Origin of the sequence: Polaromonas glacialis, assembly GCF_000709345.1 — a bacterium.
In the GTDB taxonomy this organism is placed as follows: domain Bacteria; phylum Pseudomonadota; class Gammaproteobacteria; order Burkholderiales; family Burkholderiaceae_C; genus Polaromonas; species Polaromonas glacialis.
Genome location: NZ_KL448323.1, coordinates 3975730 through 3999477 on the forward strand (window position 1 = coordinate 3975730; position 23748 = coordinate 3999477).

27 protein-coding genes and 1 riboswitch are annotated in these 23748 nt (G+C 63.8%); of the genes, 19 read left to right on the forward strand and 8 right to left on the reverse strand.

Annotated elements, in window-relative coordinates; all coding sequences use genetic code 11:
* Positions 1–111: 111 nt before the first annotated feature.
* The gene (locus EC86_RS0119355; RefSeq protein WP_036772438.1) at positions 112–1101 is read right to left on the reverse strand and encodes a CapA family protein; all 990 of its coding nucleotides are present in this window, start codon (positions 1099–1101) and stop codon (positions 112–114) included.
* Positions 1098–1511, reverse strand: coding sequence for a hypothetical protein (locus tag EC86_RS0119360; protein ID WP_232229939.1), 414 nt, complete (start codon positions 1509–1511; stop codon positions 1098–1100). Before EC86_RS0119360 ends, EC86_RS0119355 begins: the two co-directional genes overlap by 4 nt.
* A gap of 213 nt (positions 1512–1724) precedes the next feature.
* Here EC86_RS0119360 and EC86_RS0119365 point away from each other — a divergent pair, with 213 nt between their 5' ends.
* Positions 1725–2702 (forward strand): Bug family tripartite tricarboxylate transporter substrate binding protein, encoded by a 978-nt coding sequence (locus EC86_RS0119365; RefSeq protein ID WP_029527536.1) that lies wholly within the window; start codon positions 1725–1727, stop codon positions 2700–2702.
* Between the two features lie 4 nt (positions 2703–2706).
* On the opposite strand, the gene EC86_RS0119370 is transcribed toward EC86_RS0119365, so the two are convergent.
* Positions 2707–3528, reverse strand: coding sequence for an HAD-IIB family hydrolase (locus tag EC86_RS0119370; RefSeq protein ID WP_029527537.1), 822 nt, complete (start codon positions 3526–3528; stop codon positions 2707–2709).
* 74 nt (positions 3529–3602) lie between these two features.
* Positions 3603–3677, forward strand: a riboswitch (S-adenosyl-L-homocysteine riboswitch).
* 101 nt (positions 3678–3778) lie between these two features.
* Here EC86_RS0119370 and ahcY point away from each other — a divergent pair.
* From ahcY to EC86_RS0119405, 7 genes are all read left to right on the forward strand, one after another.
* Positions 3779–5215: an adenosylhomocysteinase gene (ahcY, locus tag EC86_RS0119375; protein ID WP_029527538.1), complete on the forward strand. Its 1437-nt coding sequence runs from the start codon at positions 3779–3781 to the stop codon at positions 5213–5215.
* Between the two features lie 141 nt (positions 5216–5356).
* Positions 5357–6415 carry a TlyA family RNA methyltransferase gene (locus tag EC86_RS0119380; protein WP_029527539.1) on the forward strand — a complete coding sequence of 353 codons (1059 nt, stop codon included), beginning with the start codon at positions 5357–5359 and terminating at the stop codon, positions 6413–6415.
* Between the two features lie 12 nt (positions 6416–6427).
* Positions 6428–7258, forward strand: a complete 831-nt coding sequence (gene metF, locus EC86_RS0119385; protein WP_029527540.1) for a methylenetetrahydrofolate reductase [NAD(P)H] — start codon at positions 6428–6430, stop codon at positions 7256–7258.
* Positions 7258–7959, forward strand: a complete 702-nt coding sequence (locus EC86_RS0119390; protein ID WP_029527541.1) for a septal ring lytic transglycosylase RlpA family protein — start codon at positions 7258–7260, stop codon at positions 7957–7959. The genes metF and EC86_RS0119390 overlap by 1 nt, the downstream gene beginning before the upstream one ends.
* 170 nt (positions 7960–8129) lie before the next feature.
* The gene (locus tag EC86_RS0119395) at positions 8130–8756 is read left to right on the forward strand and encodes a GbsR/MarR family transcriptional regulator (RefSeq protein ID WP_029527542.1); all 627 of its coding nucleotides are present in this window, start codon (positions 8130–8132) and stop codon (positions 8754–8756) included.
* A gap of 2 nt (positions 8757–8758) precedes the next feature.
* Positions 8759–10183: a cytochrome ubiquinol oxidase subunit I gene (locus EC86_RS0119400; RefSeq protein ID WP_029527543.1), complete on the forward strand. Its 1425-nt coding sequence runs from the start codon at positions 8759–8761 to the stop codon at positions 10181–10183.
* The gene (locus tag EC86_RS0119405) at positions 10176–11207 is read left to right on the forward strand and encodes a cytochrome d ubiquinol oxidase subunit II (RefSeq protein ID WP_029527544.1); all 1032 of its coding nucleotides are present in this window, start codon (positions 10176–10178) and stop codon (positions 11205–11207) included. Before EC86_RS0119400 ends, EC86_RS0119405 begins: the two co-directional genes overlap by 8 nt.
* Positions 11208–11416: 209 nt before the next feature.
* Here the strand turns inward: EC86_RS0119405 and EC86_RS0119410 are convergent, their stop codons facing one another.
* Positions 11417–12433, reverse strand: a complete 1017-nt coding sequence (locus EC86_RS0119410; protein ID WP_029527545.1) for a 23S rRNA (adenine(2030)-N(6))-methyltransferase RlmJ — start codon at positions 12431–12433, stop codon at positions 11417–11419.
* 207 nt (positions 12434–12640) lie between these two features.
* Between EC86_RS0119410 and rplM the strand changes: the two genes are divergently transcribed.
* From rplM to erpA, 3 genes are all read left to right on the forward strand, one after another.
* The gene (rplM, locus tag EC86_RS0119415; RefSeq protein ID WP_029527546.1) at positions 12641–13084 is read left to right on the forward strand and encodes a 50S ribosomal protein L13; all 444 of its coding nucleotides are present in this window, start codon (positions 12641–12643) and stop codon (positions 13082–13084) included.
* The gene (rpsI, locus tag EC86_RS0119420) at positions 13081–13473 is read left to right on the forward strand and encodes a 30S ribosomal protein S9 (RefSeq protein WP_026781089.1); all 393 of its coding nucleotides are present in this window, start codon (positions 13081–13083) and stop codon (positions 13471–13473) included. Before rplM ends, rpsI begins: the two co-directional genes overlap by 4 nt.
* A gap of 152 nt (positions 13474–13625) precedes the next feature.
* The gene (gene erpA / locus EC86_RS0119425; RefSeq protein WP_029527547.1) at positions 13626–13991 is read left to right on the forward strand and encodes an iron-sulfur cluster insertion protein ErpA; all 366 of its coding nucleotides are present in this window, start codon (positions 13626–13628) and stop codon (positions 13989–13991) included.
* Positions 13992–14092: 101 nt separating this feature from the next.
* Here erpA and EC86_RS0119430 read toward each other — a convergent pair whose 3' ends face one another.
* Both EC86_RS0119430 and EC86_RS0119435 read right to left on the reverse strand, forming a co-directional pair.
* On the reverse strand, positions 14093–15232 hold the full coding sequence (locus tag EC86_RS0119430) for an anhydro-N-acetylmuramic acid kinase (protein ID WP_029527548.1): 1140 nt from the start codon (positions 15230–15232) through the stop codon (positions 14093–14095).
* A gap of 31 nt (positions 15233–15263) precedes the next feature.
* A complete protein-coding gene (locus tag EC86_RS0119435; protein WP_029527549.1) occupies positions 15264–16634 on the reverse strand; it encodes a M23 family metallopeptidase in 1371 nt (456 codons plus the stop codon).
* A 255-nt stretch (positions 16635–16889) separates the two neighbouring features.
* Between EC86_RS0119435 and tyrS the strand changes: the two genes are divergently transcribed.
* The gene (gene tyrS / locus EC86_RS0119440) at positions 16890–18122 is read left to right on the forward strand and encodes a tyrosine--tRNA ligase (protein WP_029527550.1); all 1233 of its coding nucleotides are present in this window, start codon (positions 16890–16892) and stop codon (positions 18120–18122) included.
* A gap of 7 nt (positions 18123–18129) precedes the next feature.
* Positions 18130–18594 (forward strand): D-aminoacyl-tRNA deacylase, encoded by a 465-nt coding sequence (gene dtd / locus EC86_RS0119445; protein WP_029527551.1) that lies wholly within the window; start codon positions 18130–18132, stop codon positions 18592–18594.
* 80 nt (positions 18595–18674) lie between these two features.
* Here dtd and ybeY read toward each other — a convergent pair whose 3' ends face one another.
* Positions 18675–19130 (reverse strand): rRNA maturation RNase YbeY, encoded by a 456-nt coding sequence (gene ybeY / locus EC86_RS0119450; RefSeq protein ID WP_029527552.1) that lies wholly within the window; start codon positions 19128–19130, stop codon positions 18675–18677.
* Complete coding sequence (locus EC86_RS0119455; RefSeq protein WP_029527553.1) at positions 19120–20130, reverse strand: PhoH family protein; 1011 nt, start codon at positions 20128–20130, stop codon at positions 19120–19122. The genes ybeY and EC86_RS0119455 overlap by 11 nt, the downstream gene beginning before the upstream one ends.
* Before the next feature lie 94 nt (positions 20131–20224).
* On the opposite strand from EC86_RS0119455, the gene ruvA reads away from it, so the two are divergent.
* From ruvA to EC86_RS0119485, 6 genes are all read left to right on the forward strand, one after another.
* Entirely contained in the window at positions 20225–20797 is a 573-nt protein-coding gene (ruvA, locus tag EC86_RS0119460; protein WP_029527554.1) for a Holliday junction branch migration protein RuvA, read from the forward strand.
* A 76-nt stretch (positions 20798–20873) separates the two neighbouring features.
* The gene (locus EC86_RS0119465) at positions 20874–21125 is read left to right on the forward strand and encodes a type II toxin-antitoxin system Phd/YefM family antitoxin (protein ID WP_029527555.1); all 252 of its coding nucleotides are present in this window, start codon (positions 20874–20876) and stop codon (positions 21123–21125) included.
* A complete protein-coding gene (locus EC86_RS0119470; protein ID WP_029527556.1) occupies positions 21122–21514 on the forward strand; it encodes a type II toxin-antitoxin system VapC family toxin in 393 nt (130 codons plus the stop codon). The genes EC86_RS0119465 and EC86_RS0119470 overlap by 4 nt, the downstream gene beginning before the upstream one ends.
* A gap of 6 nt (positions 21515–21520) precedes the next feature.
* Positions 21521–22591 carry a Holliday junction branch migration DNA helicase RuvB gene (gene ruvB / locus EC86_RS0119475; RefSeq protein ID WP_029527557.1) on the forward strand — a complete coding sequence of 357 codons (1071 nt, stop codon included), beginning with the start codon at positions 21521–21523 and terminating at the stop codon, positions 22589–22591.
* A 78-nt stretch (positions 22592–22669) separates the two neighbouring features.
* Complete coding sequence (locus tag EC86_RS0119480; RefSeq protein WP_029527558.1) at positions 22670–23203, forward strand: helix-turn-helix domain-containing protein; 534 nt, start codon at positions 22670–22672, stop codon at positions 23201–23203.
* Positions 23130–23741 (forward strand): IS630 family transposase, encoded by a 612-nt coding sequence (locus EC86_RS0119485; protein ID WP_198026741.1) that lies wholly within the window; start codon positions 23130–23132, stop codon positions 23739–23741. Before EC86_RS0119480 ends, EC86_RS0119485 begins: the two co-directional genes overlap by 74 nt.
* Positions 23742–23748: the final 7 nt, after the last annotated feature.

Genomic DNA, 23748 nt, shown 5'->3' on the forward strand with positions numbered 1-23748 from the left:
ACAACGGCATTTGCTATTGAATCAATAGCTTCTGTCGCATATGGAGTATGCGCAAAAGGCATATTTGGCTTGAATTTCCCGCCCACGGCGGCGTCGGGCGTGCCGTGCGGATCAGTCCGCCGGACGGCACAAGCCCACGTCGGCGTCCCCCCGGCGCCAGCACGGGCTGGCCGCCTCGCGGTCGCGCTGCGGTATGCCCTCCAGGTCGAGTTGCACATCGACGGTGTCAAAGCTTTTCACGCCCCGGGCGTCCAGCTGCAGCCGCAGCACCCAGCCGCGCCGCTGGTTCGGGTTGTCGGTTTCCTTCATGACGAAATTGCCGACGCTGTAAATGATGGGCTTGCCCTGGTAATGGGCAATGTCCTGGGTGACGTGCGGGTGCCCGCCGATCACCGCATCGGCGCCCGCGTCAATCATCAGCCGGGCCAGCTGGCGCTGGCGGGCGTTCGCGACCGGCTCGTTTTCCCAGCCCCAGTGCATCACCGGAATCACCAGGTCGGCTTTGTGGACGGCGCGCGCCTTGCGGATGTCGTCCACGACCTGCTCGTCCTCGCTCCAGGCAATGCCGGGCGCGTTGTAGTCGGCCTCGAAGCTGCGCGGCATGAACTCGCTGTATCCGAGCAGCGCAATGCGCAGGCCCTTGCGCTCGATGATCAGCGGCGTGTGCGCCTGTGACAGGTCATGCCCGCCGCCGAACTGAGCCAGGCCTGCTTGCTTGAGCAGTCCAAGCATTTGCGCAAACGCCTCGCGGCCGTAATCGCCGGAATGGTTGTTGGCCAGCGCGACCGCGTCAAAGTGTCGCTTGAGCACCGGCAGGCTGCGCGGATGCGCGCGAAAGGTGTAGTTCTTGTTGCCTGCCGAGCCGGTGGTGGCCACCACGCATTCGAGGTTGCCGATGCGGATGTCGGCGCCCGCGAAGACCGCCGCCAGGCCGGAGAACGGGTCTTCGCCGCGCGCAATCATGGCGCCGGCCGTGTCGTCGAGCACGATGTCGCCGGCAAATACCAGGCTGACCTCGCCCGGCCCCTGGGCGGCAAACGCCAGCGGACACCAGGCCAGGCACAAGGCGCATATCCATGCGCGTGGAAAACCGGCCTTCATGGCTGGACGCCTTCCAGGGTGCAGCTGTAGATCAGCTCTCGCTCGACCGGGCCGGCGTACAGCCGTTGCTCGCCGGTGAGCGGGTAGGGCGCGGCCGAGGCCGCAAAGGGCGGCAGGTACTTGGCCTGCTGGACCAGCACCGGCTGGGCGCCGGCATCGAGGTAGGCGTACAGCGCGATGCGGTCAATCCGCGCAGCGCTGCCAACCATCACCGCCTTGAAGCGAAACCGCCCGCCAATGTCCACCGAAGGCACCGGATAGGGATCGCTGACCGGCGTGGCTTCGACCAGCTGGCTGTCGCCCGCATAGCTCACGCTGCAGCGCAGCAGCGGTGCGGCAAGCGCAGCTTGGGAGAACAGCAGACTGGCAAGTCCGGCCAGGGCGAAGGCGGTGAGGCGTGGGTAATCCATGGCGGTATTTTGCGCTGGCGCCGGCCAGACTCTGGCATTCATGGCGTGAAATAGACAGCTGCAGGCGCCCTGCGAGAGGGCGCAAAAGCCGTGAAAGGCTTCAAATACGGCTGACGCGCAAGTGACAGCGTTTCAGGTGTTGCCCTGATGCGGCCGGGCGCCCGGTAGCGCATCATAGGGTTTTGCAAGCCCCATCATTTCAGGAGACTGTCCATGCAACGCCGCCAACTATTGCAATCCGCCGCCGCCCTGGCCGTTCCCGCACTGGGTTCGCTGGGCGCCACCATCGCCCAGGCCCAGGGCTTTCCGGTACGCCCGATCAAGCTCATCGTGGCCTTTCCGGCCGGCGGGCCGACCGACATCACCATGCGCTCGCTGGCCGACAACGCGTCCAAAATCCTCGGCCAGCCGGTCATCATCGACAACAAGCCCGGCGCCGGCGGCACGCTGCCGGCGCAGCAATTGCAATCCTCGCCGGCCGACGGCTACACGCTGGCGCAGATTCCGCTGGGCGTGTTCCGCCTGCCCTACACCACCAAGATCAACTGGGACCCGGTCAAGGACATCGCCTATGTGCTCAACCTCACCGGCTATGCCTTCGGCATCGTCGTGCCGGCCGACTCGCCGTTCAAGACCTGGGCCGACTTTGTCGCCTATGCCAAGGCCCATCCGGGTGAACTGACCTACGGCTCGACCGGCACGCTGACCAGTCCGCACCTGACCACCGAGCTGATCGCACAAAAGGCCGGCATCAAGCTGCTGCACATTCCCTACAAGGGCAGCGCCGACCTGATGCTGGCGGTGATCAGCGGCCAGCTCATGGCGGCGGCCGACAGCACCGGCTTTGCGCCGCAGGTCGAGGCCGGCAAGCTGCGCGTGCTCAACACCTGGGGCGAGAAGCGGCTGGACAAGTTTCCGAATGCGCCGACGCTCAAGGAACTGGGCTACGACATTGTGCAGAACTCGCCCTTCGGCATCGGCGCGCCCAAGGGCACGCCGCCCGATGTGGTCAAACGGCTGCACGACGCGTTCAAGAAAGCCATGGAAGAACCCAGCTACGCGAGCGCGCTGGGCCGCTACGACATGCTGCCCAACTACATGAGCACAGCCGACTATGGCAAATTTGCCCAGGAAACCTTCCTGAAGGAAAAAGCGCTGGTCGAAAAGCTGGGGCTGGGCAAACCGTCCTGACGCGTCAGCCAGCGCGCGCCGCCAGCACGGCGGCGGCCACTTCGGCAAAGCCCGCGCCGCGCTCGCCCCGGGTGATGTAGCGCGGCAGGTGGCTCAGTTGCGCTTCAAAGCGCCGCACATTGGCCACGCCGATGCTGTTGCCGAAGGCCTCGAACATCAGCTGGTCGTTGGTCGAGTCGCCAACGTAAACCCAGCGGTCCATTTCGGCATCCAGGTCGCGTCCCAGCAGTTCGTGAACGATCCAGCGCGCGCCCTGCAGCTTGTTGTGGCTGCCGAACCAGCCGTTGATGTGGATCGAGCTGACGGTGGCGTTCATGCCTTCGCTGCGCAGGATGCGCACCACGTCTGCAATTTGTTCGGGGCCCAGGCGCGCGAACTCGCTGTGGTCGATGGCGATGTCGGTTTCACGCCCGGGCGAGTCGGTCGCGCGGTGGACGCCCGGCAGTTCGCGCTCGATGCGTGCCAGCACCGCCTGCATGCGCGCCATGTTGCCGGCGCGGGCCTGGGCTCCCGCTTGATATATTTTTGATAGCGGCACATGACCGCCGGATGTGCGGGAAAGCCCTTTTTGGCTTGCAATCAGCGCCACGGCGCCGTTTTCCGCCACGATGGCATTGATGGGCCAGTCGCGCGCAAACGGCTCGCTCCAGCCGACCGGCCGGCCGGTGATGGCGATGACGTCCAGGCCGGCGGTTTTCAAGGCGCTCAGGGCGGCCAGCGCGTCGGCGGTGATGGCGCCCTCAAGGGTCAGCGTGTCGTCGATGTCGGTCAGGATGCCGGTGATTTGGCGGCGGGCGGCCAGCGGCCAGTCTTGAAGTGCATGCATCTGAAAATTTTCGCATGCCCCTGAAAGGGTTTTTTGCCAGGGCCGGCTTTTGACGTGTTCTGTACAATGGCGGCTCTCCTGAGGAGCGTTGCAACCCACGGCATGTGGTCTAGGCTCAGGACTTTTTCTTGCAACCACGCTCACCCGCAGGCGCTTTAGATGCCGGGTGAGTGAAATCCACACTTCCCCTTCACAAGCCCTGCGGTCGTGGCCATCTTGCCCGCTTGACCCTGATTTTGGAGAGACCCCCATGAACGCCGTATTGAAGACCATGCTGAACACCGACCACATCATTGCCGACCTGACGCTCGCCGCCTGGGGCCGCAAGGAACTGAAGATTGCCGAGACCGAAATGCCCGGCCTGATGGCGATCCGCCAGGAATTCGCCGCTGCCCAGCCCCTGAAAGGCGCGCGCATCACCGGCTCGCTGCACATGACCATCCAGACCGGCGTGCTGATCGAGACGCTGCAGGCCCTCGGCGCCGAAGTGCGCTGGGCCTCGTGCAACATCTTCTCGACGCAGGACCATGCCGCCGCCGCGATTGCCGCCGAAGGCACGCCGGTGTTCGCCATCAAGGGCGAAACGCTGGCCGACTACTGGGACTACACGCACCGCATCTTCGAGTTCACCGGCCACAAAGGCACGCCCGAGGAAGGCCCGAACATGATCCTGGACGACGGCGGCGACGCGACGCTGCTGATGCACCTGGGCACCCAGGCCGAAACCGACCCCAGCCTGCTCGACTACCCCGCCAGCGAGGAAGAAACCTGCCTGTTCACCGCCATCAAGGCCAAGCTGGCGCAAGACCCGACCTGGTACAGCCGCCGCCTGGCCAACATCATCGGCGTGACCGAGGAAACCACCACCGGCGTGCTGCGCCTGAATGAAATGTCGGTCAAGGGCACGCTGGCGTTTCGCGCCATCAATGTCAACGATTCGGTCACCAAGTCCAAGTTCGACAACCTCTACGGCTGCCGCGAGTCGCTGGTGGACGCCATCAAGCGCGCCACCGACGTGATGATCGCCGGCAAGGTCGCCTGCGTGGCCGGCTACGGCGATGTGGGCAAGGGCTCGGCGCAGGCGCTGCGCGCCCTGAGCGCCCAGGTCTGGGTCACCGAGATCGATCCGATCAACGCGCTGCAGGCCGCGATGGAAGGCTACAAGGTCGTGACCATGGAATATGCCGCCGACAAGTGCGACATCTTCGTGTCGGCCACCGGCAACAAGAACGTCATCACCTATGACCACATGGCGGCCATGAAGGACCAGGCCATCGTCTGCAACATCGGCCATTTCGACAACGAGATCGATGTCGCTTCGCTGGAAAAATGCACCTGGGAAGAGATCAAGCCGCAGGTGGACCATGTGATCTTCCCGGACGGCAAGCGCATCATCCTGCTGGCCAAGGGCAGGCTGGTGAACCTGGGCTGCGGCACCGGCCACCCGAGCTTTGTCATGTCGTCGAGCTTTGCCAACCAGACGATTGCCCAGATCGAGCTGTTCACCAAGCAGGCCGAATACGACGCCGGCAAGGTCTATGTGCTGCCCAAGCACCTCGATGAAAAAGTCGCCCGCCTGCACCTGAAAAAGGTCGGCGCGATGCTGAGCGAACTGAGCGACGAGCAGGCCGCGTATATTGGCGTGTCCAAAGCCGGCCCTTACAAGGCCAACACCTACCGTTATTGAGATGCTTGGCGGCCCCTGCGCCTTGGTGCAAGGGCATTTTTTAAGCCAAATTGGCCTCTGGCGCATGCCGTGCATGCGCTTGCAGCTATCAAAATGATAGTTTTACTCCCCTGTACGCAACCTTGACGTTGCCCGAACCTTATGCGCGCTGATCTATTTCTTGTCGAACACGGCCATGCCACCACCCGTTCCCAGGCCCAGCGCCTGATTGCCTCTGGGGTTCACTGGCGGGTTGACGAGGCCGTGGCGTGGAAAAAAATCGCCAAGAATGGCGACGAGATTCCCGCCAATGCCGAACTGCAACTGCTCGACACCACCGAGGCGAAATACATCTCGCGCGGCGGCCTCAAGCTTGAAGGCGCGCTCAAGGCCACCGGCCTGGACGTGATCGGCCTGCGCTGCCTCGACATCGGCCAGTCCACCGGCGGCTTCACCGACTGCCTGCTGCAGCACGGCGCGGCGCAGGTCGTGGGCGTCGATGTCGGCCATGGGCAGCTGCACGACAGCCTGCGCAGCGACGAGCGCGTGGTCTGCATCGAGGGCGTCAATGCGCGCTCGCTGACGGCCGGCGAACTGGCGGCGCATTACCGGCGCGCCCTGCACATCAGCAGCGGCAGCGAGGAAGATTTCGAGGACTGGGGCGATGAGGACCAGGGCGACGAGGGCGATGGCGATGACGAAGACGGCGACGGCTTCAACCCGGTGTTCGACTTCCTGACCGGCGACCTGTCCTTCATCTCGCTGACGCTGGTGCTGCCCGCCGTGGCCCGCCTGCTCAAGGCCGACGGCCAGCTCCTGATGCTGGTCAAGCCGCAGTTCGAGCTGCAGCCCGGCCAGATCGGCAAGGGCGGCATCGTGCGCGATGCGGTGCATTTCGAATTCGTTGAAAAGCGCCTGCGCGATGCCTGCGCCGCCCTGGGGCTGGACGTCAAGGCCTGGCTGGAATCGCCGATTGCCGGCGGTGACGGCAACCGCGAATTTTTCATTCATGCCCAGAAAGGCCACGAAGTGCAGGGCGAAGACCAGCCGCTGGCCGCCGCACCAAAACGCAAGGCCGCCAAGCGGGTACCGCGCAGCGAAATGCGCGCCTCCCGCGAGCCGCATGAGGATTCAGAGGCCGCCGAGGCCGCGCATGCCGGCCAGCACGGCCCGGCCAAGCGGCGCGGCAAGAAGTCCGACGACAACGCCACCAGCGACTAGAAGGCCAGAGATATGAACATTCCGCTCAGTTTCGAATTTTTCCCGCCCAAGACGCCTGAAGGCGCCGACAAGCTGCGCGCCACGCGCCAGGCGCTGTACGCCCACCAGCCCGAGTTCTGCTCGGTCACCTTTGGCGCCGGCGGCTCGACGCAGGAGGGCACCTTCAGCACCGTCAAGGCCATACAGGACGAAGGCGTTTGCGCCGCTTCCCATTTTTCCTGCGTGGGAGCGACCAAGGCCACGGTGCGCGAACAGCTGGCCGCCTTGCGTACCATGGGCGTCAAACGCCTGGTGGCGCTGCGCGGCGACCTGCCCAGCGGCTATGGCGCGGGTGGCGAATTCCATTACGCCAGCGACCTGGTGGCCTTCATCCGGGCCGAGACCGGCGACGCCTTTCACATCGAAGTGGCCGCCTATCCGGAAATCCATCCGCAGGCCAAATCGGCCGAGGCCGACCTGCAGGCCTTCGCGGCCAAGGTGCAGGCCGGCGCCAATTCGGCAATCACGCAGTATTTCTTCAACGCCGACGCCTATTTCCGTTTTGTCGATGACGTGCAGCGCCTGGGCGCCGAGGTGCCGGTGGTGCCGGGCATCATGCCGATCACCAGTTCCACCCAGCTGATGCGCTTTTCCGATGCCTGCGGCGCCGAGATTCCGCGCTGGATACGCCTGCGGCTGCAGGGCTTTGGCGACGACACCGCTTCCATCAAGAGCTTTGGCCTGGACGTGATCACCGCCTTGTGCGACCAGTTGCGCTCTGCGGGCGTGCCGGGCATCCATTTCTACACCATGAACCAGGCGGCCGCGACGTCCGAGATCATTCGCCGGTTGAAGCCGGCCTGATGGCAGGTCCGGTTTTTACTTTCCCGGCTGCCGTCAAGTGCTGGCTGGCGGCAGGCCTTCTCGGGCTGCTGGCAGGCTGCGCCACACCGCCTGCGCCGGCCGATCCGGCACGGGTTCCAGCTTCTTCGGCGCCGGTCCAATCGACCCCGGCAACGCCGGCGCCTGTCGCCGAGACACCGCCGCCGTCACGCCTGGCCGATTTCATGGCCAGGCGCCTGCGCAGGCAAATCGAGTCTCCCGTGCCTGCTGTCGAGACGCCAGCCCCGGCGGCGGCCGATGCACCCGTCGATCAAAAATACCAGCTGACCGGCGAGGCGGCCCGCGAACTGGAGCGCGGCCACGCCTCGTGGTATGGCGCGCAGTTCCACGGCCGGCGCACCGCCAGCGGCGAGAACTACGACAAATACGCGCTCACGGCGGCGCACAAGACGCTGCCTTTCGGCACCATCGTCCGGGTGCGCAGCCTGGCGCTGGGCCGGGAAGTCGATGTGCGCATCAACGACCGGGGACCGTTTTCCCCGGGCCGGGTGATTGACGTGAGCCAGGCCGCCGCCGAAGCGCTGGGGCTGATGGGCGCAGGCGTTGCCGAGGTGTCGCTGAACGTGGCTGACAGCCTGGGCGAGGCGAAACAGGCTTCCCCTTCCCGCAAAAAACCATTGCGCCGCACGGCACGCAAGCCTGCGGACCCCTACCGCCACTAGTCTTTCGGCCGTCTGGTGGCTAGCCATCCATCCATCGCATGAATCGGACTGGTATGGGCAGCCTTGCCGGCATACCCCTTTCCCTTGAAGGTCAAACAAAATCGCCAGCGTGGCGTTTGTGTGTTTACTAGAATTTCAGTAATTCCTGAAACTTCAGTAGATTGCGCGCCATGAACCTTGCTCCCCTGACCCAGCGTTTTGTCCTGCATTTCGGCGAGATGGGAAGCCGCTGGGGCATCAACCGCACCGTGGGGCAGATCTATGCCCTGCTGTATGTCTCGCCCCGGGCGCTGAACGCCGACGACATCGGCGACGCTCTGGCCTTTTCACGCTCCAACGTCAGCATGGGCCTGAAGGAATTGCAGTCCTGGAACCTGGTCCGGCTGCAGCACCTGCCCAATGACCGGCGCGAATACTTCCAGGCGCCTGAAGACGTGTGGGCGATTTTCCGCACGCTGGCCGAGGAACGGCGCAAGCGCGAGATCGACCCGACGCTGTCGATGCTGCGCGACGCGCTGATGGAGCAGCCCAGCGGCGCGGACGACATCCATGCCCAGGCGCGCATGAAGCAGATGCACGACCTGATCGAGCTGATGACCGGCTGGCTGCTCGATGTGCAGAAGATGGATTCGGCCACGCTGGCCAGCCTGATGAAGATGGGTGCCAAGGTGCAAAAACTGCTGGAGGCCAAGGACAAGGTGGCCAGCACCGTCAAGGCTGGCTTCAAGGGCCTTGGCGGCTCCGCCAGCCCGGCCATCATGCCGCCCACCGCGCTTGTTGATGCAGACAGGAGCTGACCATGGACGGACTTGACGCCTTGCTGCTGGCCCGGATTCAGTTCGCGGCCAACATGACTTTTCACATCCTGTTCCCGACCATCAGCATTTCTCTAGCCTGGGTGCTGCTGTTCTTCAAGCTGCGCTTTGTCAAGACCGGCCAGCAGCACTGGATGGACGCCTACCAGTTCTGGGTGAAGATTTTTGCGCTGACCTTTGCGCTGGGCGTGGTCAGCGGCATCACCATGAGTTTCCAGTTCGGCACCAACTGGCCGGGTTTCATGGAAACCGTCGGCAACGTGGCTGGCCCGCTGCTGGCCTATGAAGTGCTGACCGCGTTCTTCCTGGAAGCCACCATGCTTGGCGTGATGCTGTTCGGCCGGTCCCGCGTCAGCGAACGCATGCACACCATTGCCACGCTGCTGGTGGCGGGCGGCACGACGCTGTCGGCGTTCTGGATTTTGGCGCTCAATTCGTGGATGCACACGCCGGCCGGCTTTGAAATGATCAACGGCCAGGCGCACGTCACCAGCTGGCTGGAAGTGATCTTCAACCCGTCGTTCCCCTACCGCTTCACGCACATGATGCTGGCCTCTGGCCTGACGGTGGCCTTTCTGGTGGCGGGCGTCTCCAGCTACCGCTGGCTGCGCCAGGACCGCGCAGCCGAAGTCATGGCTGGCCTGAAGACCGGCATCTACCTGGCCGCCTTCCTGATTCCGCTGCAGATCGTCGCCGGCGACTTCCACGGCCTGAACACGCTGGAGCACCAGCCGGCCAAACTGGCCGCGATGGAAGGCATCTGGCAGACGCAAAAAGGCGTTCCTGCCGTACTGTTTGCGCTGCCCGATGAAAAGGCGAAGGAAAACCGCTATGAAATCGGCATTCCCAAGCTGGCATCGCTCTACCTGACGCACAGCCTGGACGGCGAGGTCAAGGGCCTGAACGAATTCGAGGGCAAGCATCCGCCCGTCGCGCCGGTGTTCTGGGCATTTCGCATCATGGTCGGCATGGGGATGCTGATGCTGGCCGTGAGCTGGACCAGCGTTTTACAGCTGGCGCCGTGGAAGAAAGACCCTGCGCGCGAGTTGAAAACCTGGCAGGCGAGGGCGCTGGTGGCCATGACCTTTGCCGGCTGGGTGGCCCTGATTGCCGGCTGGTACACGACGGAGATCGGCCGCCAGCCCTGGCTGGTCTCGGGCGTGCTGACTGCCGCCGACGCGGCCTCTCAGGTGGTGGCGCCCAAGATCGCGCTGACGCTGTCGCTGTACCTTGCCCTGTATGCCGCGCTGATCGTGGCCTATGTCTCGGTGGTGTTCTACCTGGCACGCCACCGCACGCATGCCGACAAGCCCTTCGAGGCCGGCATGGAGGACACGCTCAATCCGGTGAACTATGCCGATCCCAAAGCCGCCCGGAAAGTCAAACCTGCAGGAGCCTCCCATGCTTGACCTCGCCCCCGACCTGACGCAGGCCGCCGGCTGGATGCCGATGGTGTTTTTGGTGGTGATGGGCCTGGCGATGCTGGCCTATGTGGTGCTCGACGGCTACGACCTGGGCGTCGGCGTGCTGATGAATCGCGCCAGCGACGACGACAAGGACAGCATGATCGCCAGCATTGGCCCCTTCTGGGATGCCAACGAGACCTGGCTGGTGCTGGGCGTGGGCATCTTGCTGACGGTGTTTCCGCTGGCGCATGGCGTGATCCTGGGCGCGCTCTACCTGCCGGTGGCGATGATGCTGATCGGCCTGACGCTGCGCGGAGTGGCCTTTGACTTTCGCGTCAAGGCACGCGCGGCGCTCAAGCCGCTGTGGAACCGCGCCTTTTTTGCCGGCTCGGTGCTGGCCAGTTGGAGCCAGGGCTACATGCTGGGCTCGCTGATCACCGGTTTCGATTCGTCAGGCTGGGTCATCGCCTTCAACGCGGTGATTGGCGCGGCACTGGTGGCGGCCTATTGCCTGCTGGGCGCTGGCTGGCTGATCATCAAGTCCGAAGGCGAGTTGCAATTGCAGGCGGTGCGCTGGGCGCGGGCCAGCCTGTTCTTCACCATGGCCGGCATTGCCGCCATTTCGATTGCCACGCCGTGGGTCAGCCAGTCGATTTTCGACAAGTGGTTCAGTTTTCCCAACATCGTGCTGCTGCTGCCGATCCCCGTCGCCACCGCCGTGCTGTTCTGGGTGATTTACCGTAGCCTGCAGCGCCTGCCCACGCGGCTGGCGCAGGGCAACGAATACGGCGCCTGGGTGCCGTTCGGCGCGACCATCGGGGTGTTTCTGCTGGCGTTCTACGGCCTGGCCTACAGCCTGTTCCCGTGGCTGGTGATCGACCGGATCACCATCTGGCAGGCCGCCATCGCGCCGGAATCGATGGGCATCATCCTGGCGGGTGCCGCCGTCGTGCTGCCGATGATCATCGGCTACACGGTGTTTGCCTACCGCGTGTTCTGGGGCAAGAGCACAGCTCTGAAGTATTAGGCCCCCACGGTCGCCCACTGCGTGTGGCTCCCTGCCCCCGAGGGGGCCGCTGCGCCTGCGACTCGGCAAAGCCGGTTCCGCGGCCCCTGCTGGTGAGGGAAGATTGCGCGCTTTCTTGCGCCCGTATTGCCCCTTCCCGCCTTTCGGGGAAGGGTGGGATGTGGGGGCCGGCGGTGATGGCTAGCCAACCGCTACCTGCTTTAGCAGGTTCAGCCGCCGTGTTCCAGCGTGAAGCCGGCATTGCGGTCCTGCCCTAGCAGCGCGACCATTTGCGGCAGCGCGGCGTTCAGGTCGGCCTTCAGCGTGTGCGGCGGGTTGATGATGAACATGCCGCTGGCCGGCAGGCCGGGGCGGACCACTTCGCCTTCGCTGTCGGTGGTCAGTTTGCTCGACTTGACTGTCAGCGTGGCATGCAGCCAGGGGCGGTGCGCCTTGACCGCCAGCGTCTTGAGCTTGCGCGGCAGATCGTGCGCTTCGGGGCGCGGAATGATCGGGTACCAGACCACGTAAGTGCCGGTGGCAAAGCGCTTGACGGCGTCGGCCATGCAGAAGGCCACGCGCGCATAGTCGCTCTTCATTTCATAGCTCGGGTCGCACAGCACCATGGCGCGCCGGGCCGGCGGCGGCAAGAAGGTTTTCAGCGCCTCGAAGCCATCCTCACGCGCCACCACCACCTGGCGGCCGACACCGAGCTGCTCGATGTTGCCGGCAAGCGACTTGTAATCGGTCGGGTGCAACTCGAACAGCTTGAGCTTGTCGCGTCCGCTCAGGAACTTCTGCTCGATGAAGGGCGAGCCCGGATAAATCTTCAGGTGCGCCGGGTCGCCGGTCTGGGCGAAGTGCGGGTTCAGGCCGCGCAGCAGTTCCAGGTAGTCGAGCAGGGCAGGCGCCCAGGCGTAGCCGCCGGCGGCTGGCGTGACGGCATCGGCTGCAGCCGTCGGTGCCTTGGCATCAGATGCTACTTTTTTAGTAGCTGCACCCGCACGTCCTGCTTGCGCTGGAGCGGCTTTTGAGGCCGAAATCAGCTTGAAGATGCCTTCGCTGGCTTCGCCGCTGGTCTCGGTATAGTCGCCGTCGAGGCGGTACAGTCCGGCGCCGGCGTGGGTGTCGATCACGGTCAGCGCCGTGTCTTTCTGGGTCAGGTACTTCATCAACGCAATCAAGGTGGTGTGCTTGAGAACGTCGGCATGGTTGCCTGCATGGAAGGCGTGGCGGTAGGAAAACATCCCTCTATCGTACCTTCTTGCACGCGAAGCCCCTCAAAAATTGACGCAAGCGCTTGATTCTTCATATAATCGCGGGCTCTGCAGCGCACATGTGGTTCCGCGGCAGGGTTGCTTGAAAAGGCAAATGACCACCTAAGAGGTTCTCATCAGAGGAACGCCGACCGTGGAAAAGAACCCGACAAACCCCTTTTTTCGAAAAGAATACTCATGAAAACCTTCAGCGCCAAACCCGCTGATGTGACGCACGAGTGGTTTGTGATTGACGCGACCGACAAGGTCCTCGGACGAGTAGCCAGCGAAGTTGCTCTCCGTTTGCGCGGCAAACACAAGGCCATTTACACGCCTCACATCGACACCGGTGATTTCATCATCATCATCAACGCAGCCCAGCTGCGCGTGACCGGTGCCAAGTCGACCGACAAGATTTACTATCGCCATTCCGGTTATCCAGGCGGCATCACTGCCACCAATTTCCGCGACATGCAGACCAAGTTCCCGGGCCGCGCCCTGGAAAAGGCCGTCAAGGGCATGCTGCCCAAGGGCCCGCTCGGTTACGCCATGATCAAGAAACTCAAGGTGTACGGCGGTGCAGAGCATCCGCATACCGCCCAACAGCCTAAAGTGCTGGAAATCGCAGGAGTCGCCAAATGATCGGTGAATGGAACAACGGCACCGGCCGTCGCAAATCCAGCGTCGCCCGCGTGTTTCTGAAAAAAGGCACCGGCAAGATCACGGTCAACGACAAGGACATCCAGGTGTTCTTCGGTCGCCAGACCTCCATCATGATCTGCCGCCAGCCCCTGTTCCTGACGAACCACGTCGAGACGTTTGACATCATGATCAACGTCCACGGCGGCGGCGAGTCCGGCCAGGCCGGCGCAGTACGCCACGGCATCACCCGCGCCCTGATCGACTATGACGCAACGCTCAAGCCAGCGTTGAGCCAGGCCGGTTTCGTCACGCGTGACGCCCGCGAAGTCGAACGTAAAAAGGTCGGTTTCCGCTCAGCGCGCCGCCGCAAGCAGTTCAGCAAGCGTTAATCCGCTTTTCCTGCTTCGCAAAAAAGCCGCCCGGTTCGCCTGGCGGCTTTTTTCATGGGCAATCCACTCTGAACGCTAAGACGCGCGGGCGGTATGGTTGATTGATTTACTGTACTATTTGCCTCATTGCCTATTGATTAACGGAGTTCCCCATGAGCGCAGTTGCCGAAAAGATCCAGACTGAAATGCCTTCCCCCTTTGTGTTCACCGACAGCGCGGCTTCCAAGGTGGCCGAACTGATTGCCGAGGAGGGCAATCCCGACCTGAAGCTGCGCGTCTTCGTGCAGGGCGGCGGCTGCTCGGGCTTCCAGTATGGTTTCACCTTTGATGAAATCACCAACGACGACGACACCACCATGACCAAGAACGGCGTGTCGCTGCTGATTGATGCCATGAGCTACCAGTACCTGGTCGGCGCCGAGATCGACTACAAGGACGATCTGGAAGGCGCGCAGTTCGTGATCAAGAACCCGAATGCCAGCAGCTCGTGCGGTTGCGGTTCGAGCTTCTCGGTCTGAACGCACGATGTAAAGGCGTTTAACGCCGTCTTTGCGCAAAAGCCACCTTCAGGGTGGCTTTTTCAATTCCGGGGAAATTTCCCTGGTGACCTGAAGCCGATTCAGGCCGGATACAGCGCACCCAGTACGCGCGCACCAGCCGCACCGGTCACGCCGGGCAGGTTGCCCGGCTGGCGCCTGAGCATCTGGCGGGCCAGCCAGGCAAAGGCGGCCGCCTCGACCTGCAACGGCGGAAGGCCATGCGCGTCCGAGGTGCTGACGCGCAGCCAGGGCAATGCCGCCTGCAGGCGCTCCAGCAGATGCACGTTGAAAGCGCCGCCACCGCAGACAATCAGCTCGATGCTATTTTTTCCATAGCTGTTGACGCCCGCAGCACATGCGCAAACCGTCAATTCGGTCAATGTATGCTGAATATCCTCGCGGCGTTCGCCGGCAAAGGGCTGGACTTTTCTGTCCAGCCACGCCAGGCTGAACAAATCACGCCCGGTGCTCTTGGGGAGGGGTTGCGCAAAGTAGGGCTCGTCGAGCAGGCTGGCCAGCAGCGCCGGAATCAGCCGGCCGCTTTTCGCCCAGACGCCGCCCGCATCGAACGGCTGGCCGGTGTGCTGAAGGCACCAGGCGTCCATCAGCGCATTGCCCGGCCCGCAGTCAAAACCCAGCACCGCAGCCGCCGAACCGGCGGGCGGCAGCACGCTGAGGTTGGAAATGCCGCCCAGGTTGAGCACCGCCACGCCGCCATCGCCGTTGCTAAAAACGCCCTGGTGAAAAGCCGGCACTAGCGGCGCGCCCTGGCCACCCGCAGCGACATCGCGGCTGCGGAAATCCGCCACCACATCGATACCGGTCAGTTCGGCCAGCAAGGCGGGGTGGTTGAGCTGGAGCGTGTAGCCCACGCCTGAAGGCGCATCAGACGTTCGCTGCGGCTGGTGCCTGACGGTCTGCCCGTGCGCGCCGATAGCCTGTATCTGGGCGGCGCTAACGCCCTGCGCCTCTGCCTGCTGCACCAGGGCGGCGACCACCCGCGCATACACGGCTGCCAGCTCGCTGCCGGCCAGCGCGGCGCGATGCAGTTCATGGTGCGAAGGAGAATTGAGCGCCAGCAGTTCGGCCCGTAAGCCCTCGGCAAACGGTTCGCTGGCGCTGGCAATGACGCGCAGCGTGTCGCCGGAAAAATCGACCAGCACGCCGTCGGCGCCGTCAAGGGATGTGCCTGACATCAGGCCGATGAAATAGTCGTGCATGCCGCGATTTTGCCGCAGCGCCGCCAGCGCCTTATTCGGCGCGGGTCTGGTCGATGGTGGCGGCGGCCTGCAACTGGTTGCGAAAGCCATTGGCCAGCTGCCTGAACTGCGGCAGGGCGGCGGCCGGCACCGGCACCACGTCGCTTTGCTTGGCAACCGTCATCGGGTCTTGCTGCACGCCGTTGATGCGCACCTCGAAATGCAGGTGCGGGCCGGTAGCCCAGCCGGTGGCGCCGACCAGGCCGATGGTCTGGCCCTGCGTCACGGCCTGGCCGACCTGCACATTGATCTTGCTCAGGTGGGCGTAGACCGTTTCCATGTTGTTGCGGTGCTTGACGAAGACCACGTTGCCAAAGCCGTTCTGCACGCCGGCGAACTCGACCACGCCGTCGCCGATGGTGCGGGCCGGCGTGCCGGTGGTGGCGGCAAAGTCGGTGCCGTTGTGGGCGCGCCAGGTTTGCAGCACCGGATGGAAGCGCATCGAGAAACCGCTGCTGATGCGCGAGAACTCGACCGGCGAGCTCAGGAAGGAGCGGCGAAGGCTCTGGCCGTCCAGCGTGTAGTAGCCGCCCTTGAGCGGTGCGCCTGCGGCATCCTGGCCTGGCGGCTGGAACCACATCGCCTGGAAGGTCTTGCCGCCGTTGACAAACTCGGCCGACAGCACGCGGCCGGCGCGCATGGTTTCGCCATCGGCTTCCAGGGTTTCGTAAACCACGTTGAAGCGGTCGCCCTTGCGCAGTGCGCGGCGAAAGTCAATGTCGGTCGAGAAGATTTCCGCGATCTGCACGCCGACCCCGTCGGGAATGCGCGCATCGTCGATGGCGGCAAACAGCGTGGTCTGGACAGCGGCGCTGGCCAGCTGCGCCGAGCGGATGTAGGGCGCGGTTTCGATGCGCGACGTGAAGCCGGCACTACCGGCGCTGCGCTCGATGACCAGGCGCTGGAACATCTGTTCGTCATCGGTCGACCAGCGCATGCTGAGCTTGAGCAGTTGCTGCCGCTCGCTGGCTTCAACGGTGACGTTCTTGCCCGGCTGTCCGGCCAGAATCAGCTGCGCGTTGGCGTCGCTGCGCAAAAAGGCATCGGCTGCCGCGTCATCGAGGTTTAGGCGCCTGAGCAGCGAGGCGGCCGTGTCGCTGCTGCGCGTGGCCTCGGTGCGGAACAGTTTGAAGTTGAAGTCGGCCAGCGCCTCGGTCTGGGCTTTTGCCGACTGGGGCGCCAGCGGCTCAATGGCTTCGAGCACCTGGCGCACCGGCAGATCGGCGGCGTCGGGGGCCAGCGGCGCAACACCGAACGCCGTCACGCCAGTTCCCAGCAGCAGCACGGCCAGGCTGCCGGTGATGCGCCGGGGGTGGCGGCGCAAGCTTTCGCCAACGGCGGTCAATACGCGGGAAAGGCTCAAGGGTGTATGGGCGGCGACGGGCAGGCGCAAAACGTAAATCCCAACAAAAGTGCGCCGTGCTCTCGGGAGCGGCCGGACAGCGATGACAGGTCAATCGATGCCCTGGCCCAGGCGTTTTGTCAGCGCGAGGGAGCATCGAACTCGAAAATTTTGGCTTCCTCGCCAGGGAACAGTAGCGCCTCTAAAATGACGGCCCGACGTAGGAAAGTCAGAATTATATCTGTCGGACAATAACCGGCCCCAAGAAAAACCCTTATGAATCAAGAGCTTGTTACAAACACCCCCCTGTCTGACCGTGTCCGGGCGGCGCTGGCCGTCTCCCTGCGGGGCTGCGACGAGCTGATTCCGCAGGACGAATGGGCCCGAAAACTGGTCCGCAGCGAAGCCACCGGCGTGCCGCTGCGCATCAAGCTCGGGCTGGACCCGACCGCGCCCGACATCCACATCGGCCACACCGTGGTGCTCAACAAGATGCGCCAGTTGCAGGATCTGGGCCACACCGTGATCTTCCTGATTGGCGATTTCACCAGCCTGATCGGCGATCCGTCGGGCCGCAACAGCACGCGCCCGCCGCTCACGCCAGAGCAGATCAAGGTGAATGCCGAGACCTATTACCGCCAGGCCAGCCTGGTGCTGGACCCGGCCAAGACCGAGATTCGCTACAACAGCGAATGGTGCGACCCGCTGGGCGCGCGCGGCATGATCCAGCTCGCTTCGCGCTACACCGTGGCCCGAATGATGGAGCGCAATGATTTTCACGACCGTTACAAAGCCGGTCAGTCGATCAGCGTGCACGAGTTTTTGTACCCCTTGATGCAGGGCTACGACTCGGTGGCCCTTCAATCCGACCTGGAGCTAGGCGGCACCGATCAGAAATTCAATTTGCTGATGGGCCGGCACCTGCAGCAGGAATACGGCCAGGAGCCGCAGTGCATCCTGACCATGCCGCTGCTCGAAGGGCTGGACGGCATCGAGAAGATGTCCAAAAGCAAGAACAACTACATCGGCATTTCCGAGGACGCGAATTCCATGTTCGCCAAGGTGCTGTCGGTGTCCGACGTGCTGATGTGGAAGTGGTACACGCTGCTGTCGTTCCGCAGCGAGGCCGACATCGCCGCGCTGAAGGCCGAAATCGAGGGCGGCCGCAATCCGAAGGACGCCAAGGTGGCGCTGGCCAGGGAAATCACCGCCCGTTTTCATTCGCTAGCTGCCGCCGATGCCGCTGAACAGGACTTCATCAACCGCAGCAAGGGTGGCGTGCCTGACGCGATTCCTGAAGTGCAACTGTCGGGCGCCCCGCTGGGCATTGGCGCGTTGCTGAAGGCGGCCGGTCTGGCGCCCTCGGGCAGCGAAGCCAGCCGGCTGATCGATGGCGGCGGCGTGCGCGTCGATTCCAGCGTGGTCAGCGACAAGGCGCTGAAACTGCCGGCCGGTACTTACGTGCTGCAGGTCGGCAAGCGCAAGTTTGCGCGCGTCACCCTGGCATGACGCGCGCATGAAAGCCGTGCTGCAGCGCGTGGCCGAGGCCCGCGTCGAGGTTGCCGGCGAAACCGTTGGCCGGATTGGCCGGGGCCTGCTGGTGCTGGTCTGCGCCGAACGCGGCGACAGCGAAGCGCAGTCCGTCAAGCTGCTGGCCAAAATTCTCAAGCTGCGGATTTTTTCGGATCACGCCGGCAAGATGAACCGCAGCGTGCAGGACATCGACGGGCAGGGCGCTTGCGGCGGGCTGCTCGTCGTCAGCCAGTTCACGCTGGCGGCCGAAGTGTCGGGCGGCAACCGGCCGAGCTTCACCGGCGCGGCTGCGCCCGACGAGGGCCGGCGGCTGTACGACGACTTCGTGGCCCGGGCGCGCGCCGCGCACCCGCAGGTCGAAACCGGGCGGTTTGCCGCCGACATGCAGGTGCATCTGGTCAACGACGGGCCGGTGACGATTCCGCTGCACATCGCGCCCGATGCTTGAATAACTGGTGGTTGCTATCGTTTAAGTAGCTGCTTGTTCCCGTCCGCTGTGCGGGAAAGCCGTTTTTGATGATGAACGGGTCAGCGGTAAGGGTTGTCGATGCCCAGGCCGGCCAGAATCTCGATTTCATAAGCTTCCATCTCCTCGGCGTCCTGCTCGCCGGTTTCATGGTCCCAGCCTTGGGCATGCAGCGCGCCGTGCACCAGCAGGTGCGCATAGTGGGCCTGCAGCGTCTTGCCGTTTTCCTGCGCTTCCCGTTCAACCACCGGCGCGCACAGCACCAGGTCGGCGGTCACAAACGGCTCCTGCGTGTAGTCGAAGGTCAGCACGTTGGTCGCGTAGTCCTTGCCCCGGTAGTCGCGGTTCAGCGTCTGGCCTTCTTCTTCGCCGACGATGCGCACCGTGATCTCGGCGTCGCTTTGCAACGCATGGCGAATCCAGCGCGCGACGCTGTGGCGCGGCAGGGCGGCGCGGTGCAGGGCCGCTTCGGGGAATTTGCCGAACTGCAGAGACAAACTTAGAGAGTTAAGAGCCATTTCGGCTCCTTGCGCTTGTCCTGCGGATCGGAGTAGCTACCAAATCAATAGCTTCATGGGCATCGTCGCGCAGGCTGGGCGTTTTGTCGTAGGCATCGACGATGCGCGCCACCAGCGGATGGCGCACCACGTCCTCGCTGGTCAGCCGGGTGATCGCAATGCCCTGCACCCGTTTCAGGACGCGCTCGGCATCGACCAGGCCGCTCATCTGCGTGCGCGGCAGGTCGACCTGGCTCACGTCGCCCGTCACCACCGCTTTGGAGCCAAAGCCGATGCGCGTCAAAAACATCTTCATCTGTTCGGGCGTGGTGTTTTGCGCCTCGTCGAGGATCACGAAGGCATGGTTCAGCGTGCGCCCGCGCATGAAGGCCAGCGGCGCAATCTCGATCTGCTGGCGCTCGAAGGCCTTTTGCACCCGCTCGAAGCCCATCAGCTCATGCAGCGCGTCGTACAGCGGCCGCAAGTAGGGATCGACCTTTTGCGCCATGTCGCCCGGCAAAAAGCCCAGGCGCTCGCCGGCCTCGACCGCCGGTCGCGTCAGGACGATGCGCTGCACCGTGCTGCGCTCCAGCGCATCGACCGCGCAGGCCACGGCCAGATAGGTCTTGCCGGTGCCGGCCGGGCCGATGCCGAAGGTGATGTCGTGCGCGGCGATGTTTTCCAGGTAGGTGCCCTGGTTGACGGTGCGCGCGCGCAGGTCGGCGCGGCGCGTTGTCAAGGCGATGCCGCCTTCGGTGGTGTTCAGCGCCATGTCGCCGGCCAGCATCAGCTGCACGGTTTCGGGCTCGATCGGCCGCTGGGCGATTTCATAGAGCGCCTGCAGCACTTCGAGCGCCTGTTGCGCCCGCAGCTTGGTGCCGTCGATCTTGAACTGCTCGAAGCGGTGCGCAATCGTCACCTGCAGGCCGGCCTCGATGGTGCGGATGTGGATGTCCATGGGACCGCACAGGTTGGCCATGCGGGTGTTGTTGGGCGGCGTGAAGGTGTGGCGAAGAATCAAGGCGTGGGTTTTCCTGAAATGGGGGCAAAACAAGGAGCGGGAAGGCGATTGTCAGCCTAAATCGGGGTAATCATCCGACTGCTAAGATTTACCCATGATAGGAAGACTCACTGGCCAGCTGGCCGAAAAAAACCCGCCCGAAATCCTGCTGGACTGTAACGGCGTCGGCTATGAAGTGCTGGTGCCCATGAGCACCTTCTACAACCTGCCGGCGCTGGGCGAAAAAATCAGCCTGTTCACGCATTTCATCGTGCGGGAAGACGCGCAACTGCTCTACGGCTTTGGCAGCACCACCGAGCGCGCCGCCTTTCGCCTGCTGATCAAGATCACCGGCATCGGCCCGCGCATGGCCCTGAGCGTGCTCAGCGGCATGAGCGTGGCCGACCTGGCGCAGGCCGTCACGCTGCAGGAGACCGGCCGCATCGTCAAGGTGCCCGGCATCGGCAAAAAGACCGCCGAGCGCCTGCTGCTCGAACTCAAGGGCAAGCTCGGCGCCGACATCGGCGCGCAGGCCAGCGTGAGCAACGAGGCGCAACTCGACATCCTGCAGGCGCTGGTGGCGCTGGGCTACAGCGACAAGGACGCGGCGCTGGCGCTCAAGGCGCTGCCGCAGGATGTGGGCGTGAGCGAGGGCATCAAGCTGGCGCTGAAAAGCCTGGGAAAATAAACCGGGCCTTCAGCTTGCGAGCCATTTTTTCATTGGATTGGTTAAACTAATCCGACTTAGTCCAGAGGAGGCCTTGATGCAGACCGTCAATATTCACGAAGCCAAAACCCATTTGTCGCGCCTGATCGAGCGTGCGTCCAAGGGCGAATCCTTCATCATCGCCAAGGCCGGCAAGCCGATGGTGCGGGTCGTGCCAATTGAGCCTGAAGTGCCGCACACGCCGCAGCGCCTGGGGTTCATGCGGGGCAAGGGGAAAATTCCTGATGACTTCGATACGATGTACGCCAAGGAAATCGAAGATCTGTTCAATGGTGATGGCACGCTGTGAGCCAGCGGCTGTTGCTGGACACCCATCTATTGTTATGGGCGGCTTTGTTCCCTGAGCGCTTGCCTGAAAAAGCCGGCCGGCTGATGGGCGATGCGGCGAACACGCTTTATTTCAGCACCGTCAGCATTTGGGAAATCAGCATCAAGCTGAGCCGGCCGCGCAAGGATCTGGCGATTGATGTCCAGGAGTGGCGCGCCGGGATGCTGGACAACGGCTACCAGGAACTGGTGATCAATTCCCTGCACGCCATGGACGTGCGCAACCTTCCCGATATTCACAAAGACCCGTTTGACCGCTTGCTGCTGGCCCAGGCGATGCGTGAAGACCTGACACTGGTCACGGCCGATGCCCTGCTGGCCAGCTACCCTGGCCCCATTTTGAAGGTCTGAAAAACCATGACCATCCAAACCGACGACTTCGACCTATCCGACCTGCCGCCGGCCCGGCGCATGCTCTCCAGCGCCCCGGCCTCGCCCAAAGAGGAAGCCATAGAGCGCGCCCTGCGGCCCAAGCTGTTCGACGACTATGTCGGCCAGGCCAAGGCGCGCGAGCAGCTTGAAATCTTCATCGGTGCGGCCAACAAGCGCGGCGAGGCGCTCGACCATGTGCTGCTGTTCGGCCCGCCGGGGCTGGGAAAGACCACGCTGAGCCACATCATTGCGCACGAGCTTGGCGTGAACATGCGCCAGACCTCCGGTCCGGTGCTGGAAAAGCCCAAGGACCTGGCGGCGCTTCTGACCAACCTGGAAAAGAACGACGTCCTGTTCATCGACGAGATCCACCGCCTCAGCCCGGTGGTCGAGGAAATCCTTTACCCGGCGCTGGAGGACTACCAGATCGACATCATGATCGGCGAAGGCCCGGCGGCGCGCTCGATCAAGCTCGACCTGCAGCCGTTCACGCTGGTCGGCGCCACCACGCGCGCCGGCATGCTGACCAACCCGCTGCGCGACCGCTTCGGCATCGTCGCCCGGCTGGAGTTCTACACGCCCGAGGAACTGGCGCGCATCGTCAAGCGCAGCGCCGGCTTGCTCAATGCGCCGATGAACGAGGAGGGCGGCTTCGAGATCGCCCGCCGTTCACGCGGCACGCCGCGCATTGCCAACCGCCTGCTGCGCCGGGTGCGCGACTACGCCGATGTCAAGGGCAGCGGCACGATCACGCTGGACATTGCCAACCGCGCGCTGGCGATGCTCGACGTCGATCCGCTGGGCTTTGACCTGATGGACCGCAAGTTCCTGGAAGCGCTAATCCACCGTTTCGACGGCGGTCCGGTCGGGCTGGACAACATCGCCGCCAGCATCGGCGAGGAGCCCGGCACCATCGAGGACATGATCGAGCCTTATTTGATCCAGCAGGGCTTCATCCAGCGCACGCCGCGCGGGCGCATCGCAACGCTGGCCGCCTACCGGCATCTGGGCGTGGCGCCGCCGCGCAGCAATGGCGACACCTTGTTCGAGGTGTAATACCAATCCCGACAGACAAAGAACCAAAGCCAGCGATCGGAGTCTGAGCAGTCTTGGCTCTCGCAGGAGATTACGAAAATGTTATCTCAGCACATCATTGATCAGCTGCAGCCCTATGATTTCGACCGGCTGGCCCACAAGGAAAAGGATGGGCGCCGGCGACTGCGCCTGATCGCGCTGGCGCACCTAAAGGACGGCAAGAGCTATACCGAAGTGGCGGCTGCATTGCGCGTGACCCGCCACGCGGTCATGCGCTGGGTGCAATGGTTTACCGCCGGTGGCGTGGCCCGTCTGGCCGGCATGCCGCACGACTGGAGTACGCAGCGCCTTGCCAAAGAGCACGAAGAGGCGTTTCGCCAGGCGGTCGAGAAACTGCAGGGCGAACGCGGCGGCGGGCGGGTGCGGGGCGAAGACATCCGCCAGTTGCTGGCCGGGCAGTTTGGCGTGGCCTACAGCCTGAACGGTGTGTATGACCTGATGAAGCGCCTGGGGCTGGTATGGATTTCGGCCCGCGCCGTCAGTCCCTACGCCGATCTGGTTGCACAAGCCGAATTCAAAAAAAAACTTCGTCCAGGAAGTCGCCGCAACGCTGCCGCCAGGCGTTGCGCCTGAACAGGTGGACATCTGGTTCCAGGATGAAATGCGCATCGGCCAGCGCGGCACGCAAACGCGCCTGTGGGCGCGCAAGGGAACGCGGCCCCGGGTGGTGCGCCAGCAGCAGTCCGAATCGGCGTACATCTTTGGCGCCGTCTGTCCACGGCAGGACAGTGCCATCGGTCTGGTCATGCCGCACGCCAATACCGAGGCGATGAGCCATCATCTGCAGGTCCTGAGCGAAGCGGTGCCTGCGGGACGCCATGCCGTGCTGGTGCTGGACCGCGCGGGATGGCACACCACGCCCAAACTGCCGCAGTTCCCGAACGTTTCATTGTTGCCGCTGCCAGCGGGGTCGCCCGAGCTCAACCCGGCCGAGCAGGTGTGGGCGCAACTACGCGACCGGCACTTGGCCAACCGCTGCTACGACGGCTACGAGCAGATTGTTGACGCCTGCTGCGACGCCTGGAATGCCTTCACGCAAATCCCTGGCGCCATCCGCTCTTTGTGCTCCCGCAGCTGGGCAGTGCTGCCCTCGGCTTCGGTTATTTCATGACACGGGA

Excerpts from the sequence above, each read along its gene's own strand:
- ruvA (WP_029527554.1), top strand. The coding sequence starts at position 20,225 with ATGATAGGAAGACTCACTGGCCAGCTGGCCGAAAAAAACCCGCCCGAA.
- erpA (WP_029527547.1), top strand. The coding sequence starts at position 13,626 with ATGAGCGCAGTTGCCGAAAAGATCCAGACTGAAATGCCTTCCCCCTTT.
- ahcY (WP_029527538.1), top strand. The coding sequence starts at position 3,779 with ATGAACGCCGTATTGAAGACCATGCTGAACACCGACCACATCATTGCC.
- EC86_RS0119360 (WP_232229939.1), bottom strand. The coding sequence starts at position 1,511 with ATGGATTACCCACGCCTCACCGCCTTCGCCCTGGCCGGACTTGCCAGT.
- EC86_RS0119465 (WP_029527555.1), top strand. The coding sequence starts at position 20,874 with ATGCAGACCGTCAATATTCACGAAGCCAAAACCCATTTGTCGCGCCTG.
- EC86_RS0119380 (WP_029527539.1), top strand. The coding sequence starts at position 5,357 with ATGCGCGCTGATCTATTTCTTGTCGAACACGGCCATGCCACCACCCGT.
- EC86_RS0119365 (WP_029527536.1), top strand. The coding sequence starts at position 1,725 with ATGCAACGCCGCCAACTATTGCAATCCGCCGCCGCCCTGGCCGTTCCC.
- metF (WP_029527540.1), top strand. The coding sequence starts at position 6,428 with ATGAACATTCCGCTCAGTTTCGAATTTTTCCCGCCCAAGACGCCTGAA.
- EC86_RS0119400 (WP_029527543.1), top strand. The coding sequence starts at position 8,759 with ATGGACGGACTTGACGCCTTGCTGCTGGCCCGGATTCAGTTCGCGGCC.
- ybeY (WP_029527552.1), bottom strand. The coding sequence starts at position 19,130 with ATGGCTCTTAACTCTCTAAGTTTGTCTCTGCAGTTCGGCAAATTCCCC.
- rplM (WP_029527546.1), top strand. The coding sequence starts at position 12,641 with ATGAAAACCTTCAGCGCCAAACCCGCTGATGTGACGCACGAGTGGTTT.
- EC86_RS0119405 (WP_029527544.1), top strand. The coding sequence starts at position 10,176 with ATGCTTGACCTCGCCCCCGACCTGACGCAGGCCGCCGGCTGGATGCCG.
- rpsI (WP_026781089.1), top strand. The coding sequence starts at position 13,081 with ATGATCGGTGAATGGAACAACGGCACCGGCCGTCGCAAATCCAGCGTC.
- tyrS (WP_029527550.1), top strand. The coding sequence starts at position 16,890 with ATGAATCAAGAGCTTGTTACAAACACCCCCCTGTCTGACCGTGTCCGG.
- ruvB (WP_029527557.1), top strand. The coding sequence starts at position 21,521 with ATGACCATCCAAACCGACGACTTCGACCTATCCGACCTGCCGCCGGCC.
- EC86_RS0119410 (WP_029527545.1), bottom strand. The coding sequence starts at position 12,433 with ATGTTTTCCTACCGCCACGCCTTCCATGCAGGCAACCATGCCGACGTT.
- EC86_RS0119480 (WP_029527558.1), top strand. The coding sequence starts at position 22,670 with ATGTTATCTCAGCACATCATTGATCAGCTGCAGCCCTATGATTTCGAC.
- dtd (WP_029527551.1), top strand. The coding sequence starts at position 18,130 with ATGAAAGCCGTGCTGCAGCGCGTGGCCGAGGCCCGCGTCGAGGTTGCC.
- EC86_RS0119395 (WP_029527542.1), top strand. The coding sequence starts at position 8,130 with ATGAACCTTGCTCCCCTGACCCAGCGTTTTGTCCTGCATTTCGGCGAG.
- EC86_RS0119430 (WP_029527548.1), bottom strand. The coding sequence starts at position 15,232 with ATGCACGACTATTTCATCGGCCTGATGTCAGGCACATCCCTTGACGGC.
- EC86_RS0119370 (WP_029527537.1), bottom strand. The coding sequence starts at position 3,528 with ATGCATGCACTTCAAGACTGGCCGCTGGCCGCCCGCCGCCAAATCACC.
- EC86_RS0119390 (WP_029527541.1), top strand. The coding sequence starts at position 7,258 with ATGGCAGGTCCGGTTTTTACTTTCCCGGCTGCCGTCAAGTGCTGGCTG.
- EC86_RS0119355 (WP_036772438.1), bottom strand. The coding sequence starts at position 1,101 with ATGAAGGCCGGTTTTCCACGCGCATGGATATGCGCCTTGTGCCTGGCC.